Origin of the sequence: Streptomyces sp. ADI96-02, from assembly GCF_003846185.1 — a bacterium.
In the GTDB taxonomy this organism is placed as follows: Bacteria; Actinomycetota; Actinomycetes; order Streptomycetales; family Streptomycetaceae; genus Streptomyces.
Window position 1 is genome coordinate 2645578 of the sequence record NZ_ML123034.1, and the last position, 18683, is coordinate 2664260.

At 72.5% G+C, this 18683-nt stretch carries 18 protein-coding genes, 1 tRNA gene and 1 pseudogene; 3 read left to right on the top strand and 17 right to left on the bottom strand.

Translation table 11 applies throughout. The features are described from left to right. Window positions 1-184 precede the first annotated feature (184 nt). The 4 genes from EES43_RS11415 to EES43_RS11430 form a co-directional block, all read right to left on the bottom strand. The gene (locus EES43_RS11415; RefSeq protein WP_124268631.1) at window positions 185-391 is read right to left on the bottom strand and encodes a hypothetical protein; all 207 of its coding nucleotides are present in this window, start codon (window positions 389-391) and stop codon (window positions 185-187) included. Window positions 392-553: 162 nt separating this feature from the next. Then, a complete protein-coding gene (locus EES43_RS11420) occupies window positions 554-1447 on the bottom strand; it encodes an SDR family oxidoreductase (protein WP_124268632.1) in 894 nt (297 codons plus the stop codon). Further along, window positions 1444-2394 (bottom strand): alpha/beta fold hydrolase, encoded by a 951-nt coding sequence (locus EES43_RS11425; RefSeq protein ID WP_124268633.1) that lies wholly within the window; start codon window positions 2392-2394, stop codon window positions 1444-1446. The genes EES43_RS11420 and EES43_RS11425 overlap by 4 nt, the downstream gene beginning before the upstream one ends. Then, on the bottom strand, window positions 2391-4016 hold the full coding sequence (locus EES43_RS11430) for a flavin-containing monooxygenase (protein WP_124268634.1): 1626 nt from the start codon (window positions 4014-4016) through the stop codon (window positions 2391-2393). Before EES43_RS11430 ends, EES43_RS11425 begins: the two co-directional genes overlap by 4 nt. A gap of 182 nt (window positions 4017-4198) precedes the next feature. On the opposite strand from EES43_RS11430, the gene EES43_RS11435 reads away from it, so the two are divergent. Continuing rightward, window positions 4199-4843, top strand: a complete 645-nt coding sequence (locus EES43_RS11435) for a MerR family transcriptional regulator (RefSeq protein ID WP_124271915.1) — start codon at window positions 4199-4201, stop codon at window positions 4841-4843. A gap of 93 nt (window positions 4844-4936) precedes the next feature. Here EES43_RS11435 and EES43_RS11440 read toward each other — a convergent pair whose 3' ends face one another. Continuing rightward, window positions 4937-5752 carry an exodeoxyribonuclease III gene (locus EES43_RS11440; RefSeq protein ID WP_124268635.1) on the bottom strand — a complete coding sequence of 272 codons (816 nt, stop codon included), beginning with the start codon at window positions 5750-5752 and terminating at the stop codon, window positions 4937-4939. Between the two features lie 50 nt (window positions 5753-5802). Here EES43_RS11440 and EES43_RS11445 point away from each other — a divergent pair, with 50 nt between their 5' ends. After that, on the top strand, window positions 5803-6288 hold the full coding sequence (locus EES43_RS11445) for a GNAT family N-acetyltransferase (protein ID WP_124268636.1): 486 nt from the start codon (window positions 5803-5805) through the stop codon (window positions 6286-6288). Between the two features lie 50 nt (window positions 6289-6338). On the opposite strand, the gene EES43_RS11450 is transcribed toward EES43_RS11445, so the two are convergent. Continuing rightward, window positions 6339-7832, bottom strand: coding sequence for a sigma-70 family RNA polymerase sigma factor (locus tag EES43_RS11450; RefSeq protein ID WP_124268637.1), 1494 nt, complete (start codon window positions 7830-7832; stop codon window positions 6339-6341). A gap of 172 nt (window positions 7833-8004) precedes the next feature. Between EES43_RS11450 and EES43_RS11455 the strand changes: the two genes are divergently transcribed. Next, window positions 8005-8997, top strand: a complete 993-nt coding sequence (locus tag EES43_RS11455) for a helix-turn-helix domain-containing protein (protein ID WP_241192379.1) — start codon at window positions 8005-8007, stop codon at window positions 8995-8997. A gap of 148 nt (window positions 8998-9145) precedes the next feature. Here EES43_RS11455 and EES43_RS11460 read toward each other — a convergent pair whose 3' ends face one another. The 11 genes and pseudogenes from EES43_RS11460 to EES43_RS11510 all read right to left on the bottom strand — a co-directional run. After that, window positions 9146-10354, bottom strand: coding sequence for a S1 family peptidase (locus EES43_RS11460; RefSeq protein ID WP_124268638.1), 1209 nt, complete (start codon window positions 10352-10354; stop codon window positions 9146-9148). A 421-nt stretch (window positions 10355-10775) separates the two neighbouring features. Next, on the bottom strand, window positions 10776-11306 hold the full coding sequence (locus tag EES43_RS11465; RefSeq protein ID WP_124268639.1) for a hypothetical protein: 531 nt from the start codon (window positions 11304-11306) through the stop codon (window positions 10776-10778). After that, on the bottom strand, window positions 11303-12748 hold the full coding sequence (locus EES43_RS11470; protein ID WP_124268640.1) for a hypothetical protein: 1446 nt from the start codon (window positions 12746-12748) through the stop codon (window positions 11303-11305). The genes EES43_RS11465 and EES43_RS11470 overlap by 4 nt, the downstream gene beginning before the upstream one ends. 13 nt (window positions 12749-12761) lie before the next feature. Continuing rightward, entirely contained in the window at window positions 12762-12962 is a 201-nt protein-coding gene (locus EES43_RS11475) for a hypothetical protein (RefSeq protein ID WP_124268641.1), read from the bottom strand. A gap of 110 nt (window positions 12963-13072) precedes the next feature. Further along, a tRNA-Ala gene (locus EES43_RS11480) sits at window positions 13073-13146 on the bottom strand. An 87-nt stretch (window positions 13147-13233) separates the two neighbouring features. Beyond that, entirely contained in the window at window positions 13234-14469 is a 1236-nt protein-coding gene (gene glpR / locus EES43_RS11485) for a divisome protein SepX/GlpR (RefSeq protein WP_206430034.1), read from the bottom strand. Window positions 14470-14626: 157 nt separating this feature from the next. After that, complete coding sequence (locus EES43_RS11490; RefSeq protein ID WP_124268643.1) at window positions 14627-15256, bottom strand: GNAT family N-acetyltransferase; 630 nt, start codon at window positions 15254-15256, stop codon at window positions 14627-14629. 17 nt (window positions 15257-15273) lie between these two features. After that, entirely contained in the window at window positions 15274-15750 is a 477-nt protein-coding gene (locus EES43_RS11495; protein ID WP_124271917.1) for a MogA/MoaB family molybdenum cofactor biosynthesis protein, read from the bottom strand. Between the two features lie 233 nt (window positions 15751-15983). Continuing rightward, complete coding sequence (gene moaC / locus EES43_RS11500) at window positions 15984-16484, bottom strand: cyclic pyranopterin monophosphate synthase MoaC (protein WP_124268644.1); 501 nt, start codon at window positions 16482-16484, stop codon at window positions 15984-15986. A 100-nt stretch (window positions 16485-16584) separates the two neighbouring features. Continuing rightward, window positions 16585-17895 carry a molybdotransferase-like divisome protein Glp gene (gene glp / locus EES43_RS11505; RefSeq protein WP_124268645.1) on the bottom strand — a complete coding sequence of 437 codons (1311 nt, stop codon included), beginning with the start codon at window positions 17893-17895 and terminating at the stop codon, window positions 16585-16587. A 109-nt stretch (window positions 17896-18004) separates the two neighbouring features. After that, window positions 18005-18683: pseudogene (locus EES43_RS11510) on the bottom strand (UTP--glucose-1-phosphate uridylyltransferase); the annotation flags it as partial.

An 18683-nucleotide genomic window follows, 5' to 3' on the forward strand; every position in this document is an offset into this window, starting at 1 on the left:
GGAGGCCGAGCCCCGGGACACGAGCTCCAAGGTTCGAGCCGAAGAACAGGAAGAACCGCCGGCCCGGCCGACCGGGCCGACCCCCGGCACGAGGACGAGGCGCACCCGGTCCCGGGTGCGCCTCCTGACGCGACGCGCACGCCCGAACCGCAGCGCGCACGCGTCCCACCTCACCAACCGGCCGTCAACGGTCGAAACGCTCGCGCGTCTGCTCCGTCACGTCCCGGGACCGGTCCCGCAGGCGGGTCGAGGCGTCGGGGCCGTGCTCCGGCTCCCGGTCGCCGGCGTCCGGCGCGCGGTCCCGGGCCCGGTCCTCGCCCTCGCCCCTCCTCTTCTCGGCCCGGTCGGCGAGCTGACGCGCCTTGTCCCTGAACTGGTCTGCGATGCCCATGCTGTTCACTCCTGTCGGGATGCCGGTGCCGATGCCGGTGTCGTCGTAAAACCGAGGGGAACCAGGTGGAACCGAGGGGAGGAGAGGCGAACCGGCCCCTCGCCGTGACCCCGTGGCCCCGCTCAGCCTCGCACGCACCCACACGCACCGCATTTCGGAGCGTTACGTTCGGTCAGCGCGCTCCGCGCGGGCGTCCTGGTCCGCCGCTCCCCCGGCGCCCACCAGGCCCTTGGGCATGCTCCGCAGCCTCGGCTCGAACCGCCGCATCTCGCGCTGCCCGACCACCCCGATGAGCGAGGGCAGGTAGCCCCGCACCGACTGCATGCCGCGCAGCCACCACTGCGCGTACACGTGCGAGGAGCGCCGCTCGATCCCGGCCACGATCCGCTCGACGGCCGGGCCCAGCGGGTAGGTGCGGTTCGCCGGCCACGGCAGCCGCGCGCGCAGCTCGCGCATCACGTCGTCCTGGTCCGCGCCGCGCACCATGTCGGTGTCGGTCCAGGAGAGGTAGCCGACGCCGACCCGCACGCCCTTGTAGCCGACCTCGGCCCGCAGGCTGTGCGCGAACGCCTCGACCCCCGACTTCGAGGCGCAGTACGCGGTCATCATCGGGGCCGGGGTGATCGCGGCCAGGGACGCGATCTGGAGGAAGTAGCCGCGGCTCTCCATCAGCACCGGCAGGAACGCCCGCCCGGTGACCGCGCCGCCGATCAGGTTCACCTCGATGACCCGGCGCCAGGCGTCCGGGTCCGAGTCGGCGAACGGGCCGCCCGAGGCGACGCCCGCGTTGGCGACGACCACGTCGACCTTGCCGAAGCGCTCCTTGACCTCGGCGGCGACCCGGGCCATCGCCTCGTGGTCGGTGACGTCGGCGAACCAGTGGCCGCTCTCGCCGTGCAGCCGCTCGGAGACCCGCTTCAGCTCGTCCGGCTCCAGGCCGACCAGTGCCAGCGTCGCGCCGCGCGCGGAGAGTTTGCGGGCCAGCAGTTCGCCGACGCCGCGGGCCGCGCCGGTGACGACGACGACCTGTCCTTCGAGACTCCGACTGCTGCTCATGCGACATCCTCCTTGTCGGCCGCGGCGGCCTGTGCCGTCACCGCGCCCTCGGCGACGTACCGGGCGGCGAGCTCCCGGAGCTTCGCCGTGACGGCCTCCGGCGCCTCCAACGGCGTCATGTGGCCCATACCCGCCAGCTCGGTCAGCCCGAGCCCCAGCGGCAGCGCCGCCGCGACGGCCCGCGCGTGGAGCGGCGGAGTCAGCCGGTCGGCGGTGCCGGCGATCACCGCGGTCGGCGTCCGCAGTTCGCGTACGCCCGCCGCCAGATCCAGGTCGGCGAGGACACGGCCCCACTCCACTCTCGCGCGGCGCGGGCAGGCGTGCACGATCCGGGCGCAGGTCCGGACCCGGTCCGGGGCCGAACCCGGTCCCATCGTGGCGTACTTGAGCAGCTTCCGGGAAACCGGTGTGACCGGCCCCAGGGGCGCTTTCGCGCCAAGGATCATGCGGGTGAGCCGGGTGCGCAGCGCGCCCGCCCGGATCGGCACGACCGTGGCCTCGGCGGTCAGCCGCGTACTGCCGGTGGAGCACAGCAGCACGGCGGCGGCGTGGTCGCGCAGGCCGGGGCGGCGGGCCGCGGCCATCAGCGTCATCCCGCCCATGGAGTGCCCGGCGAGCACCGCCCGGCGGCCCGGGGCGAGGGTCGCGGCGAGCACCGCTTCGAGGTCGTCGGCGAGGGCTTCGGTGCCGTAGCCGCCGGGGCCCGGCTCCGGGCTGAGCCCGTGGCCGCGCTGGTCGTAGGCGATGACCCGGTGGTCGGCGGCGAGGTCGCGGATCTGCGCGTCCCAGAAGCGGATGTTGCAGGTCCAGCCGTGGGCCAGCACCACCGCCGGGGCGTCCTCGGGCCCGTAAAGCTCTACGTGGACGCGGGCCCCGTCGGCGGAGCGCACGGTCAGTTCTTCGGCGGGCACCGGCGCGGCGGCGGCGCGGTGCAGGAGGCGGCTCATCGCGCGGCCTCCTCGGCGACGGTCTCGCGGTCGGCCCGGCCCGGCTGTTCGGGCACCCGCCCGGTCCCGCCGCACAGCCCGGTCCCGCCGGACAGCTGCCTATCGCCGGCCAGCCCCGTATCGTCGGCCGGTCGCGCCCCGCCGGGCCTCCCGGCCCGTATGACGTCGTACTCCGCGAGGTCCACCGATCGCGTCTCGCGCCGGAACTCGGCGGTCGTACCGGGCCAGACCGTGGTGTTGCGCCCTTCGGCGTCCAGATACCAGCTGGTGCAGCCGCCGGTGTTCCACACGGTGCGCCTCATGCGCTCCTGGACGCGGTGGTTCCACGCGGTGACGGCGGAGGAGCGGGCGCCGAGTGCGGCCCGGCCGCCGAGTACGCGGAGCTGGCGCAGGTAGTCGGCCATGTAGTTCAGCTGGGACTCGATCATGAGGATCATGGAGGAGTTGCCGAGCCCGGTGTTCGGGCCGATGATCGTCATCCAGTTGGGATACCCGGCGGCCGTCGCGCCGCGCAGCGAGCTCATCCCGTCCTTCCAGGACTCGGCGAGCGTGACGCCCGCCTCGCCCACCACCCGTTCCGCGATCGGCATGTCGGTCACGTGGAAGCCGGTGCCGAAGACGATGGCGTCGACCTCGGCCTCGCTGCCGTCGGCGGCCACCACCGTGGAGCCGCGTATCTCGCTCAGCCCCGAGGCGACGACGTCGACGTTGGGCTGGGCGAGCGCCGGGTAGTAGGCGTTGGAGAGCAGGATGCGCTTGCAGCCGATGCGGTAGGAGGGGGTCAGCTTGGCCCGCAGGGCCGGGTCCTTGATCGCCCGCGCCATGTTGGACGTGGCTATCTTCTCGACCAGGCCGAGCTGTTCGGGGTGCTTGGTGAAGGCGCTCACCTGCAACTCCCTCATGCCCCACAGGAGTCCGCGCCGGACGGTGCCGGTGGCGGGTACGGCCCGGTGCAGCGCGCGTTCGGCGGCGCTGATCGTGCGGTCCATGCGCGGCATGACCCAGGGCGGAGTCCGCTGGAAGAGCGTGACGCGTCCGGCCTTCGGCTGGATGGCGGGGACGATCTGGATGGCGGAGGCCCCGGTGCCGATCATGGCGACGCGCTTGCCGGTCAGATCGTAGTCGTGGTCCCAGCGGGCGGAGTGGAAGACCTTGCCGGGGAAGGAGTCGAGGCCGGGTATGTCGGGCGTCCTGGGGTCGGAGAGCGGCCCGGTCGCCGAGACGACGACGTCGGCGCGGATCGTGGTCCCGTTCGCCGCCTCTATCACCCAGTACAGCTCCTCCTTGTCCCAACGCATCAGCGTGACCTCGTGGTTCAGCCTGATGTGGGGGCGCAGTCCGAAGGTGTCGGCGACGCCCTCCAGGTAGGCCCGGATGTGGCGCTGCCCGGAGAAGGTACGGGGCCAGTCGGGGTTGGGCGCGAAGGAGAACGAGTACAGATGGGACGGTACGTCGCAGGCGCAGCCCGGGTAGTCGTTGTCGCGCCAGGTGCCGCCGACCGAGTCCGCCCGCTCCAGCACGACGAAATCGGTGATGCCTTCGCGGCGCAGCCGGACGGCGGCCCCCAGGCCCCCGAATCCGGATCCGATCACCGCCACGCGTACGTGCTCCTGCTGGGCCATGCTGCCGCCTCCCGCGGTACGTCACACGACTCTGCCAGCAATCACTGGCATTGTTCGGAGAGTAGAGCAGGCTCGTACTGATGGGTAGGGGGCGGACCGAGGAAAGTTACCGGCGGTACAACATCGGTGGCACCACATAGGGTGCCCCTGTGGCTGAAGGACGCGAGCACCGCGAATACCGCATGGAGGAACTGGCCGCCGAGGCGGGCATCACCGTGCGGACCCTGCGCTTCTACCGGGAGCGCGGTCTGATCCCGCCGCCTCGCCGCGAGGGCCGCATCGCCTGGTACGACGACCGCCATCTGGCCCGACTGCGGACCATCACGGGCCTGCTGGAACGCGGCCACACCCTCAACGGCGTCGCGGACCTGGTCGCCACCTTCGAGAGCGGGCGCGACGTCGCGGAGGTGCTGGGACTGGGCGAGCCGACCGAGGAGACCCCGGTCCGCCTCACGCCGGAACAGCTCGCGGACCACTTCGAGGGCGAGGTCACCCCGGAGAACCTCGCCACCGCGCTCGATCTGGGTTATCTCGCCACCGACGGGGAGGAGATCGTGCACATCAGCCGACGTCTCCTGGAGGTGTCGGCGGAGCTCGTACGGGAAGGGGTGCCGCTGTCCACGGTGCTCTCCTCGGGCCGCCGCGTCCGCGAGCACGCGGACGCGCTCGCCGAAATCTTCGTACGCGTACTGCATGCCCACACGGCGGAGACCGAACCCGCCCAACTGAGGCCGCTGGCGCGCGCGGTGGTGGACGCGGAACTCTCCATGGCGCTCGACCGCCGCCTGCGCCGCGCGGACGGCACCCAGCCCCCGAAGTCCGACTGACGGCCGCCCCGGGGGCCTGGGGCGGGGCGGTCGGGGCGGCCGGGCAGCCGAGGGCACGGGAGCGGGGCGGCCGGGGCGGCCGGGAGGGTCGCGTCAGCGCTCGTAGACGGCGGTCACCGGCGCGTGGTCGCTCCAGCGCTCGCCGTGCGTAGCGGCGCGCTCCACCCACGCCTTGACCGCGCGGGCGGCGAGCCCCGGCGTCGCGATCTGGTAGTCGATGCGCCACCCGGCGTCGTTGTCGAAGGCCCGCCCCCGGTAGGACCACCACGAGTACGGCCCCTCGACGTCCGGGTGGAGCGCGCGCACCACGTCCACGTACGCGGCCTCCTCGAAGACCCGGCCCAGCCAGGCCCGCTCCTCGGGCAGGAAGCCGGAGCTCTTGCGGTTGGCCTTCCAGTTCTTGAGGTCGGCCTCGCGGTGGGCGATGTTCCAGTCACCACAGACCACGACCTCGCGCCCGCCGGCCGCCGCCCGCTCCTTCAGCCCCTGGAGGTAGGGCAGGAAAGCCGCCATGAAGCGCTCCTTCTCGTCCTGCCGCTCCGTGCCGACCTCGCCGGAGGGCAGGTACAGGCTCGCGACGGTGACGCCGGGCAGGTCGATCTCCACGTACCGGCCGCTCGTGTCGAACTCCTCCGCGCCGGGCGCACCGAAGCCGCCGAAGCCGACCTGGACGCGCTCCGGCGCCTGCCGCGAGTAGAGCGCGACCCCGGCGCGCCCCTTGGCGGCGGCGGGCGCGTGGACCGTGTGCCAGCCCTCGGGGGTGCGGACCTCCTCGGGCAGCTGGCCGGGCTCGGCCCGTACTTCCTGGAGGCAGACCGCATCGGCGTCGGTGCCCGCCAGCCACTCGACGAAGCCCTTCTTGGCGGCGGCGCGCAGCCCGTTTACATTTACGGAGGTCACTGTGAGCATCCCGAAACAGTACCCATTCCACCCCACCGCACAGGTATACGATAGTCGGCATGCTTATTCACCCGCGTCCCTTCGACCACCCCGACGCCGTCAAACTCAACGACCAGGTCCAGCTCGAATACGCGGCGAGGTACGGCGACGGGGGCGATGTCACACCGCTCGACCCCGCGATGTTCATGCCCCCACGCGGTCTGTACCTGCTCGCCTACGACGAGCAGGAGCGCCCCGTGGCCACCGGCGGCTGGCGCACCCAGAACCGCAACGACGAGGGCTACGCGGACGGCGACGCCGAGATCAAGCGCATGTTCGTGATCCCCGAAGGGCGCGGCCGGGGCCTGGCCCGCCGGATGCTGGCCGCGCTGGAGGAGGACGCACGGGCCGCCGGGCGGACCCGTATGGTCCTGGAGACCGGTGACCGGCAGCCCGAGGCCATCGCGCTGTACCGGTCGAGCGGCTACACGCCGTGCGCGAAGTTCGGCCACTACCGGACGTACGACAGCAGCCTCTGCATGGCCAAGCCGCTCCGCCTGCCCTGATCCGGGGCCGGGCGCGGGCGAGGGGCCGGGCGAGGGCCGGGCGGGGCCCGTCACCGCGGGGTGGCGAGCACCTGCGTCCAGTACGGGCCGCGCGGCGAGTCGGCGATGCCCACGCCCACGTGGACGAAGGAGCAGTTGAGGATGTCGTCGTCCCGGCCGGGGCTGCGCCACCACTGCTCGGCGATCTCGGCCGGCGTGTACCGGCCGGTCGCGATGGTCTCGCCGACGGCGGACCAGCGGTAGCCCGACGCGCTCACCCGTTCGCCCATGCCCCGGCCCGACGAGTCGGTGTGGCCGAAGTAGTCGCGTGCGGCCATGTCCGCGGAGTGCCGCCGCGCGACCTCCGTCAGCCGGGGGTCGGTGCGCAGGGCGGGGCAGTCGTTCCGGGCGCGGAGGGTGTTGACCTCCGCGACGAGTCGGTCCTGTGCGGGGGGCGGCGCGGGCTTGGAGGGGCGCGGGGACGGCGGCGGCGCGGCGGTGGGGGACGCGGTGCGCGGCGCGGACGGGCTCGGCGTGGGCGAGGGCGTCGGGGAGGGGGCTGCGGAGGGCGATCCGGTCGGCGTGGTCCGGGGCGGCGGTGCGGGCAGGTGCGTGGAGCCGCGGTCCCGGGACTCCTGCGGGGCGGGGGCGGAGGGCCACAGCAGGACGGCGAGCGAGGTCACGGCCGCGGCGGCGGCCACCAGCCCCGCCGCCTTGCCGGCCGAGAAGGCGGTGGGCGCGGCCGTGGCGGCGGGCGCCGCCGCGTGGGCGACGCCCGACGCGGCCTGGGCGCCGCTCTCGTACAGCGGCGTCACCAGCGCGAGACCGGACAGCAGCCCCTCCGGCGGGACGAGACCCGTGCTGCCGGCGGAGCAGGTCGCGCAGGTCCGTATGTGGCGGGCGATCCGTTTGCGCCACAGGGGCGTCGGCGTACCGTCCCAGTCCGCCACCAGCGCCTCCAGGCCCGAGCAGCGCGGCTCGGCGCCCAACGCCCGTACGACGCCGCGCCCCACGTCGAGCTGGTTCTTGACCCGCTGCACGCGTACGGCGGCGTGCTGGGCGGACAGTCCGAGCGCGTCGGCCAGTTCGGCGCGGGTGAGCTCGCCCGTGGTCTCCAGCCACCACAGCGACAGGACGTCGCGCTCGGACTCGTCCAGCCAGCGGGTCGCCTCCGCCGTCTCGCGCCGCTGGCCGGACAGTTCGAGGCGCAGGATCGTCAGATCGACGAAGTCGGCCGCCGGGTCGGCCGGTTCCTCGGCCGCCTCCAGCGCGGCCGGGCGGTGGCCCAGTCGGGACCAGCGCGTACGGACCTGGTTCATCGCGATGGCCACGAGCCAGGACCGGAAGCGGGCCGGATCGCGCAGCGAGGACAGCCCGGACAGGGCCCGCAGCATGGTCTCCTGCACCACGTCGTCCACATCGGGGTGGCCGTTGAGGGCCCGGCCGACCACGTTGTAGACCAGGGGCAGGCACTCGGCGGCCAGCCGGTCCCCGGCCGCCGGATCGCCGTCCCTGGCCGCGACGACCAGAGCGGTGACGTCCGCGCCGTTCACGCCGTTCACCACGTGCTCCCTTCCTCGGGCCGTACCGGAGCGTCGGACAGCGCCTCCCCCGGTGTGGGGGAGGTCACCCGCGGGGGTTTTGTTATCCGTGCCCTTTCCGGTGGTCAACCAGTATGCGGGGGCCGGTGGGGCGTCCCGCCAGGTGAGTGCCGTGAGTGCCGGACCCGGGAGGGACATGTCGAGCGGAACTGAGACCGGAGTCGAGGTGCGGGACGTCGTCGACGCGGGGAGCGCCCGCGCCTGTCACCGGGCGCCGGGGCCCGACGCCGTCGTCGCGCTGCCGGGCGCGGACGCCTTTCCCACGGCCCTGCGGGAGGCGCTGAACCGCCGCGGCCTGTCGCTGGAGCGGGTGAGCGAACGGCTCAGGGCCCGCGGCATCGGCATCAGCCAGGCCACCTTGAGCAGTTGGCAGCGAGGGCGCAGCCAGCCGGAACGCGCACGGTCGCTGCGCGCTGTGGAGGTGCTGGAGGAGATCCTGGAACTGCCGGGCGGGGCGCTGCGCTCCCTCCTCGGCCCGCGCCGCCCGCGTGGCCGGATCGCGCCGGTGGGGGGCGAGGGCGCCGGGCTCCAGGTCCTCGGCAAGGACTCGGTGGTGGAGAAGGCGCTCGGGGAGCGGTTCCGCCACTTCAACCGGGAGACCGGATCGCTCGTCGTCCACGACGTCGTGACGCTGGGCGAGAGCGGGACGCTGAGCGGCATCTCGACGACCAACGTGCTGCGGGCCGGCCGGGCGGGAGCGGACCGCGCGCTCTTCGTGCACAGCTTCGACGACGACCAGGCGGAGCCGGTGGACATCCGGGTCACCTGCGGACGCCTCGGCGAGGCGACCTACCTGAAGGGGCTCAACTCCCTCGTGCTGGAGATCCGCTTCGGCCGGGAGCTGGCCAAGCTGGATACGACGGTGGTGAGTTACGAGGTGGAGGTGAGCCCGTCGCGGGTGCGGGCCACGCACTACGAGCGCTGGGCGAGGACCAATCTGCACCAGTACCTCCAGCAGGTCTTCTTCCATCCCGGGGCGCTGCCCTCCGGTTGCCGGAGCTACTTCCGCGACCAGGTCGGCTCTCCGGCGCGCGCTCATCGGCCCGTGCCGCTGAACGAGTCGCACAGCACCCATGTGCTGGCCTCCCGGTGCAAGGCGGGGGTGCACGGGATGGCGTGGGAGTTCTGAGGCCCGCCGATCGGGCCGGGCGGTCGCCGATCGGGCCCGGCGGTCGCCGATCGGGCCCGGCGGTCTCCCGGCCCGGGAACGACGGGACGGGAGACCGCCCAGGGTGAGTGGACGGTCTCCCGCGTTCACGACACCTTCGCCCTGAGGGCTACTTGGTGTTGAGGGTCAGCCCGTAGTACGCGAGGGCGTCGTCGAGCGGCTGGAAGTACGACGATCCGGGCGAGTTGACCTGGCCGTTGCACCGCTGGCCGGTGGGTCCGCCGGAGGTCATCCCCTGGGCCTGGTTGCCGGAGACGTACGCGCCGCCGCTGTCGCCGCCCTGGGTGCAGACGCTGGAGCTGGCCAGGCCGGTCACGACGGTGTCCGGGCCGCCGTCGGCGTCGCTGTAGGTGACGCTGACGTTGTACGAGCCGACCTTGCCGCAGGTCCAGCCGGTGGTCTGGCCCGACTTGCAGAGGGCCGAGCCCTGCGGGGCCCGCTTGCTGCCCTTGACGGCGATCGTGCCGGCCTTGCCGTACGTGGTGATGTCCAGCCCGATGGAGTCCTCGGAGTCCACGGTGGCTATGCCCATGTCCACGCTGCGCGCACCGACCGCGAAGCGGGTGTGGGTGGCCTTGGCGAACCGTGTGCCGTTGTAGGCGAGTTCGGGCAGGCCGTCGACGCAGTGGCCGGCCGTGACGAGCACCTGCCGGCCGGAGCGGTCCTTCGCCCCGTAACCGACCGAGCAGAGGTAGCCGTTGAACGTCATCCGGCTGCCGGGCGGGACGACGGCCTGCGTCTCCAGCTTCTCCTGGCCGGTGACGACGCGCACCGCGTCGCCGTTGCTCTCGGCGGCCTTGAGGAAGGAGCGGGTGGCCTTGTCGGAGGCGCCGTTGACCTCGACGGTCACGGTGTCCGTCGCCAGGTCGACCGACCAGGCCGAGACTCCGGCCGGGGCGCTCTTGAGCGCCGTGGCGTCGAGCCGCGCCTTGATGCGGTCCAGCTTGTCCTCGCCGTGCTCGGGGACGCGGACCTTCAGCCCGGCCTCCCTGACCTCCTTGGCGGCCCGCGCGTCGGCGGCGTTGACGACGAGCGAGCCGTCGGAGGCGAAGAAGGCCCCGAGCGTGTCGACGCGGTCCGCCTCCAGCTCCTCGAACCGGTTCTGCTGCCGGGCCTCCCGGTCGAGCCGTTCGATCGCGGCCCGCTCGCTCACGCCCAGCGTCGTGGCGAGGGCCCGGACCATCTCCGGCTGGTACCGCGGCGGCGCGGGATCCGCCGATCCGGCGTAGGCCCCTGTGGCGACTCCGGCCGACAGGAGGGCGCCGATCGAGGCCGCCACGATGTATCTGCGCGCGTTCTTCTTCCTACCGTGCTTCACGCGATTCCTTCCGCTACACGGGCGAGCGTCCAGACAATGGGGGGGGGTGGCCACACCGCGCGTGGGGACACACGGTGCGCTCCGGGGACACTGCCCGGCGGCGATGACATGTTCCTGTCGCCGCGCCTCGAACTCTGACGCAGCGGCAACTGCCGCGACAAGGACCGAAGAAGGGGCTCTTTTCTACAGAACTGGCCGAGAACTGTAGAGAGAACGGCGCACGAAGGCCCCTGGGCGGCGAGACGAGGGCTGGGGACGGGTGCCCCGGAAACGCGGAAATCCCACCCGCTCCGTGCGATCGGGAGGGATCTCGTGACGTTCGCAGGGACTACTCGACAGCGCGGGCTGTCAACGGGGGTGGAGCCAGGGGAACCAGAGGCCCGTGGCGCTTCCATACGGGCAGCCCGCCCTTCACCGCCCCTCAGTCGACGCCGCTCAGGTACACGCGGCTGCTGTGGTCGTCGACCCGCGCCACCGCGACCTTCAGCCAGTTGAGGTCGTCCTCGCACGGTGCGCACACCTGGCCTTCGCGGACCCCGGCCAGCAGATCCGGCTCCGGCAACCCCAGGTGCGAGAACGGCGTCGACGGGTTCGTGTTGCGGGCGAGTGGCTGTTCCCGCAGGGTCAGCGGTTGCTCCGGCTCCAGCTGTGCGACGAACTTCTCCACCTCGCCCCTCGGGAGGACGAAGGCCATGATCAGACCGTCGTCCTGCAGCCCCTCCAGGCGCGCAGCCTTCGCCTCCGTCGCCGCCGCAGGCAACTGGACACGCAACGTCCCGGCGACCGACTCCACGGTGGCCCCGTCGACCCAGTGCGAGACCCGCCCCGGTGATCGGTCTGCCGCCGGGGCATCGTTCCCCACCGTCCCCGAGCACCCCGTCACCAGTCCGGTGAGCACGGCCACCCCGCCGACCAGCGCCGGACGCCACCCGCTGCGCGGCTCCACGCTCATCGCGCGTCCCCGTTCCGGCCGATGTCGGTACGTGTGCCGTCGCGTCCCGGTTCCTTCGGATCCGGCCAGGCACCGCCCGAACTCATCTCGTGGTGCTGCACCGAACTGCTCCCCCTCATGTCGAACTCCCTGGCCTGTCCGGTCGTATGCATCCGGGCCATGTCGGCGTCGGTCACGGTGGTCGGACCGATGGGCGTAGCCTTCCCGGGGTCCCAGTTGTACCGGTCCCACACATTGACCTGATAGTCGATGGTTACCTGCGGTTTGCCGTCCGGGCCAGGCACTGCCGCCACAACACCGGTGGTATTCGTCATGGCACTGCCAACGGCCAGGTACCAGTTGGCTGTGCCGTCCGGGCCCCTGTCGTGGGTGTAACCCTCACCCGGGGTCTCCACCGGGATCGCGACGGGCTTGCCTCCCGACTGCGCGAAGGCGTCGAGCGCCTGGCGGCGCCATGCGTCCTCCTGCTTGGTGCGCGTCGCCGCCGACACGTCGCGGAGCACCATGTCGTCCTCGTCGCTCAGCATCCTGTCGACATCCAGGTCGAGGGTCTCACCGGTCCCGTTCAGATAGTGATCCATGTGCCGTGCGGCGTCGGTCTTCCCGATGAAGTCTCCGCTGTTCGAGATGCCGTTGGCCTGGAACTCCTCCCAGTAGTCCCCTGAGCCGGGTGAATCGACGTCGTACGGTCCCGCCCCGTCGTCTGCGGCCACTCGCTTGACCGAAGGAGTCAGCAGGCCAGCCGCCAAAAGGCCGTCCTTGTGCTGTGTCCACAACTGCGCCCGGGCTTCGGGACTCAGGGACTGCCACAGCCGCTGAAGCTCCTTGCGCTGCTTGTCGTCGGCTTCCTCACCCAATCCCGCGAGTTTCACGGCGCGCGGCAGCATGTCCCGGTCGAGCGACGTGTACGACGCGTGGCCGGCGTCGGTCGGATCACCACCATGGCTCGCGCGCAGCGCCCGTACCGCCGCTGCGTCCACCTCGGAAGCGTGACTCACGATCCCGGTCAGCGTGTCGGCGTACCACTGCATCAGGTCGCGCTTCCTCTGCCCGGGCCCGTCCACCTCGCAGATGACGGCATCCGCGATCACCACGGTTCCGTCCTTGCGCCCGGTGACGCTGAAGCCCGCTTTCTTGGCGTCTGCGGTCACGCTCCTGGCGCGCTGTTGGATGCTCTCCAGCTCGGCGTGTGCGTCATCGAGGACACGGAAAATGCTCGTCGCCTCCTTATGGAGGTCCGCGAACTCCTTCACTGCCTTGTCGACGAAGTCCCGGGTCACGCCCGCGTTGACGCCCTCCCAACGGGCCTTGCCGGCCTTCGCCCTCAAACCGTCGCGGGCCTCCCCGCCGAGCCGCTGCATCGCCCCGGCCAGTCGCTTCCAGTCGGCGACCGCTGTCCCCAGTTTGGTGAGGTCGACTTCCATGAGCTCGGTGTAGTCCATGAGGTGCCCTTCCCTACTCGAAGTACCCGACGAGATGGGAAGCGAGCACGACCGAGCCGCCCTCGGACACGGTCGCCGCCGGCTCACTTCCGAAGTCGTCCTGGTTCACGACACCGACGGCCGACTCGCCGACGCCGGCTTCCCGCCCGTTCCTACTGCCCTGCGACCGGTCGTACGCCCCCGCACCACTCGAAACGGGGGCAGCGTCCACCACCCTGCGACAGTCCTCGAACGGCCTCTCAAACGACGAAGATCCCGCCCGGTCTATATGACCGGACGGGATCTCGTGACGTCCACGAGAGCTACTCGCGAACTGTCGCAGGGTGGACCTGTGGGGATTTGAACCCCAGACCCCCTCGATGCGAACGAGGTGCGCTACCAGACTGCGCCACAGGCCCTTGCAACGAGTGAAACTCTAGCACCCTCACCCGGGTGCTCGGAAATCCGCTCCCTGGCTGGTCAGCGGTGCCGGGTCGGCGGCGGTGTCACTCGTTGGCCGCACGTGGTCGGTCCTCGTCGTCGTACTGGTCGAAGAGGGGGGTCCGGCCCCGGTCGCGGGTGCGGCGGGGCTGGTTCGCGCGCCGGTGCGGGGCGGGCTCGGGCGGGGCTGTCGGGTGCGACGTGCCGGTCTGGCTGGGCTCGGCGGTACTGGAGCGGGCCGCGCTCCAGGTCTCCGGATCGCCGACCTCGACGCCGCCCGTGGCCCGGGGCGCGACGGGCGCGGTGACGTAGGTGGGCAGCGGCACCGGCACCGGCTCCCAGCTGTCGCCCTGGACCCGGCCACGCTCACGCTGCTGGTCCACCCACTCCGCGTGGTCCGTCTGCTCGACCAGGGCGCGGCGGCCGGCTTCCTGCGGGGAGACGGTGGGGATGGGCTCGGGCTCCGGGTGGTGGGCCTCGGGGTCGTCGTCGGCGTCGAGGGGCGCGGAGGCGGCGGGCTGGTGCCGGCGCGGCCGGTTCTCGCGCAGCCGCTGAGCCGCGACCTCGGCGCGCCTGCGGTCCATGGTGAAGGCGAACCGGCGGCGCTCCTGGGCGCGCAGATGCACGATGTACGTGCTCAGCAGTACGGCGGGGACGGCGGGCGCCCAGAGGAAGGCGAGTCCGCCGACGGCCGCGACCACCGCGCCGAGGGTGAAGGCCAGGAAGAGCACGACGGTGGTGCGTCTGCGCCGCGCCAGGACCTGCGACCGCTGGGCGCGTCGGGCCCGCTCGGCGTCCGCGCCGACGGAGCGGGGCCGGCGCGAGGACGGACGCCCCGGCTCCCCGGCCGGCCGCCGCTCCGCCTCCTGCCGGTCCGGATGCGGCTGCCCCGGAACGGATCGGCGGTCCGGCGGCTGGTGGCCCGGTCCCGTACGGTCGTGCGCCTGGTGGTCGGTGGCCTGGTGGCCCGGTGCGCGCTCGGGAGCGTTCGCCGGGTCGTGCAACCTGGCTTCGGTATGCGCCGGAGGCGCGGCGAAGGCCCGGACGTCCACGGACTCCATTCGGTCCGTTTCCGCGTCCGGGTCGACGTCGGGCCCCGCCTCCTCGGCGGTGCGCTCCCGCAACTCCTTGGCGTACCGGCGCTCCATCGCCGCCCGTCCGGACAGCAGACGGATGGCGGTGCTGAAGCGTTCCGTCGGACGGGCCTCGTTGAGCTCGTCCTGCCTGCGGAGCCACATCGGCACCAAGTAGGCGGCCCAGGCCCCGACGATGACTGCGTAGATCAGGCCGCTGCTGCTCACGCTCACACCGTAGAGGGGTTTGCGCAGAAGGATCCGCCAATTGGCCCGGTGTGTCGCACGATCCGGCTGATATCACGGACTTTTTTTCTGATTGTTCGCATCAGCAGTCGCCGTTACGGGTGACCTTTGGTGTCACATCCCGATCAAATTCGAACACTTATTTCATTTCTTCAGGCCGGTCGGGGTTCCGCGGTGCCGCCGGCCGTGATCTGCGCCAGCGCCGGAGCATCCCCTCCGGCACCTCATCGGCGGTGAGCGCGAAGATCAGGTGGTCCCGCCAGGCCCCGTCGATGTGGAGATAGCGCGGACGCACGCCCTCGGAGCGGAATCCGAGTTTCTCCACGACCCTGCGGCTGGGCGCGTTCTCCGGGCGAATGCAGACCTCGATCCGGTGCAGCCCCACCGTACGGAAGCAGTGGTCCACGGCGAGCGCCACCGCCGTGGGCACCACGCCGCGGCCCGCCACGCTCTGGTCGACCCAGTAGCCGATGTGCCCGGAGCACATCGAGCCCCAGGTGATCCCCGCGACGGTGAGCTGGCCGACCAGCCGTCCCTCGTACTCGATGGCGAACGGCAGCATCCGCCCGGCGTTCGCCTCGGACCGCAGATGGCGGACCATCTGCCGGTAGGTGGGGCGCTGCGCCACCGGGCCGCCGGGGGCGGGCGGCGGGACGGTGGCCTCCCAGGGGCGCAGCCAGTCGCGGTTGCGCCGGTTGACCTCGCGCCACTCCCGTTGGTCGCGCATCCTTATCGGGCGGAGCAGGATCTCGCCGTCGGTGAGCGTCACCGGCCAGGTCGCGATGTTCAGCTGGGGCTCCCCGGTCGGGCGTGGTCGCCGCCGCGGAGCTGGTCGACGGCGTGCGCCAGGAGCCTTCCGAGGACCGCGAGCCCGTCGCGGACCCCGCCGGTGGAGCCGGGCAGGTTGACGATCAGGGTGCGCGAGGCGACACCGGCGAGCCCCCGCGAGAGCGCGGCGGTCGGCACCTTGGCGATGCCCTCGGCCCGGATCGCCTCCGGGATGCCGGGGATCTCGTGGTCCAGCACACGGCGGGTGGCCTCGGGCGTCGCGTCGGTGGGCGAGATGCCCGTACCGCCGGTGGTGACGATCACGTCGTACCCGGCGGCCACCCCGGAACGCAGGGCCGCCTCGACCGGGTCGCCGTCGGGGACGACCCGCGGGCCGTCGACCGAGAAGCCGAGGGCGGTGAGCCCTTCGGCGATCAGCGGGCCGCCCCTGTCCGGGTAGACGCCGGCCGAAGCGCGGTTGGAGGCGGTCACCACGAGCGCGGTGTACGGGGCGCCCGGGGCGTTGTTCGGTGCGCCCGGGGCGTTGTTCGGCGTGCCCGGCCCGTTGTTCGGTACGCCCGGGGCGGTGTTCTGTGCGCCCGGGGCGTTGTTCGGCGTGCCCGGCCCGTTGTTCGGTACGTCCGGCGCGGTGTCAGGGGCATCAGGCGCGTCGGCGGGGCCGGACGCCGGGGGCTGTTCGTGGCCCGGCGCGGCGGGCGCGGGCGGCGTCACGCGCCCGCTCCGTCCGGAGCGGTGCGCCGGTAGTCGCCGGACTTGCCGCCCGACTTCGCCTCGATCCGTACGTCCGTGATGACCGCGCTCTTGTCGACGGCCTTGACCATGTCGATCACCGTCAGGGCCGCCACCGACACGGCGGTCAGGGCTTCCATCTCGACGCCCGTGCGGTCCGTCGTCCGCACCGTGGCCGTGATCTCCACCGCGTCGTCGGCGACGCTCAGGTCGACCTGCACGCCGGAGACGGCCAGCGGATGGCAGAGCGGGATCAGGTCGGGAGTGCGCTTGGCGCCCATGATCCCGGCGATCCTCGCGGTGGCCAGGGCGTCGCCCTTGGGGACTCCCTCGCCGCGGAGCAGCTCGATGACGCGCGGCGAGACAAGGACCCGGCCCCCGGCGCGGGCGACCCGGGTGGTGACGTCCTTCTCCGACACGTCGACCATACGGGCCGCACCCGCCTCGTCGATGTGCGTCAGCCTGTTCTGCGTACTCAACTCACTCCGCCTAGCGGTAGGGGGCGCCGGTCGGCCTGGGAACCGGAGGGGATCCCCCGGAAGACACAGCGGCAGATACCGTACCGCCACCGGGCGGCCGTCAGCGGAGCAGGATCACGTCCGTCTCGTCGCCCGCCTCGGCCGAGGTGACGTCCTCGGGCAGCACGATCAGAGCGTCCGCCTGCGCCAGGGCGGCGATCAGATGCGATCCGGAACCGCCGACAGGGGTGACGGCTCCGGCCTCCTCGTCGTACGTACCGCGCAGGTACTGGCGGCGGCCGGCCGGCGAGGTGAGCGCCTTCTCGGTGCGCAGCACGGCGCGGACGGTGGGGCGGTGGAGGTCGCCGAGGCCCATCAGGGCGCGGATGGCGGGGCGGACGAACAGCTCGAAGGAGACGTAGCTGGAGACCGGGTTGCCCGGGAGCGCCAGCAGCGGGGTGTGGTCCGGGCCGATCGAGCCGAAGCCCTGCGGCTTGCCCGGCTGCATCGCGAGCGTGCGGAACTCGATCCCGCCGCCCGGCTCGTCCTCGTCGCCGACGGAGGACAGCGCCTCCTTGACCACGTCGTACGCGCCGACGCTGACGCCGCCCGTGGTGACGACGATGTCCGCCCGGATGAGCTGGTCCTCGATCGTGGCGCGCAGCGTCTCGGCGTCGTCGGCGACCGCGCCGACCCGGTAGGCGATGGCTCCGGCGTCCCGGGCCGCGGCGGTGAGCGCGAAGCTGTTGGAGTCGTAGATCTGGCCGCCGGTCAGTTCCTCGCCGGGCTGAACCAGTTCACTGCCGGTGGACAGGACGACGACGCGCGGGCGGGGCCGGACGACGACGGTCGCGCGGCCGATCGCCGCGAGCAGGCCGATCTGCGGCGGGCCGACCACCGATCCGGCCCGCAGCGCCAGGTCGCCGGGCCGGACGTCGCTGCCGCGCTCGCGTACGTGCGCCCCGGCCTCGGCGGAGCGGTGAACGCGGACCTCTCCCGCGGCGCCCTCGGGCGCGTCGCTGTGGGCACGCATCTCGGAGGCCGGGCCCTCGCCCGTGCCGCCGTCCGTCCACTCGACGGGGATCACCGTCTCCGCGCCCGCGGGCAGCGGGGCGCCCGTCATGATCCGGGCGGCCTGTCCCGGTCCCACGACCTGGTCGTCGGCGAGCCCCGCGCTGCCCGCGGCGACGTCCCCGATGACGGTGAGGACGGCGGGGAACTCCTCGCTGGCGCCCTCCACATCGGCGACCCGGACCGCGTACCCGTCCATCGAGCTGTTGTCGAAGGGCGGCAGGGCGACGCGCACGACGACGTCCTCGACCAGGACGCAGCCCTGTGCGTCGGGCAGCTGGAGTTCGATGGGTTCGAGCGGCCTCACCGCGGCGAGGATGTCGTCCAGGTGCTCGTCCACCGACCAGATCGTGCTGCTCACAGGGTTACATCTCCTCGGCGACGTACTTGCGCAGCCAGGTCCGGAAGTCCGGTCCCAGGTCCTCACGTTCGCACGCCAGCCTGACGATGGCGCGCAGGTAGTCGCCGCGGTCGCCGGTGTCATAGCGGCGGCCCTTGAAGACGACGCCGTGCACCGGGCCGCCGATCTTCTCGTCCGCGGCGAGGAGCTGGAGGGCGTCGGTGAGCTGGATCTCGCCGCCGCGGCCGGGCTGGGTGTGTCGCAGTATGTCGAAGACGGCGGGGTCCAGGACGTACCGGCCGATGACGGCGAGGTTGCTCGGCGCGTCGGCCGGGTCCGGCTTCTCGACCAGGTCGGTGACGCGCACGACGTCGCCGTCGACGGTGGCGTCGGCGGCGGCGCAGCCGTAGAGGTGGATCTGCGCCGGGTCGACCTCCATCAGCGCGACGACGCTGCCGCCCTCGCGTTCCTGGATCTCCACCATCCGCGCCAGCAGCGCGTCGCGCGGGTCGATCAGGTCGTCGCCGAGGAGGACGGCGAAGGGCTGGTCGCCCACGTGCGGGGCCGCGCACAGCACCGCGTGGCCGAGGCCGCGCGGGTCGCCCTGGCGCACGTAGTGCATGGTGGCCAGGTCGCTGGACTCCTGCACCTTGACGAGGCGTTCGGCGTCGCCCTTGCGGGTCAGCGCGGACTCCAGCTCGTAGTTGCGGTCGAAGTGGTCCTCCAGCGGACGCTTGTTGCGGCCGGTGATCATCAGTACGTCGGAGAGCCCGGCGGCGACGGCCTCCTCGACGACATACTGGATGGCC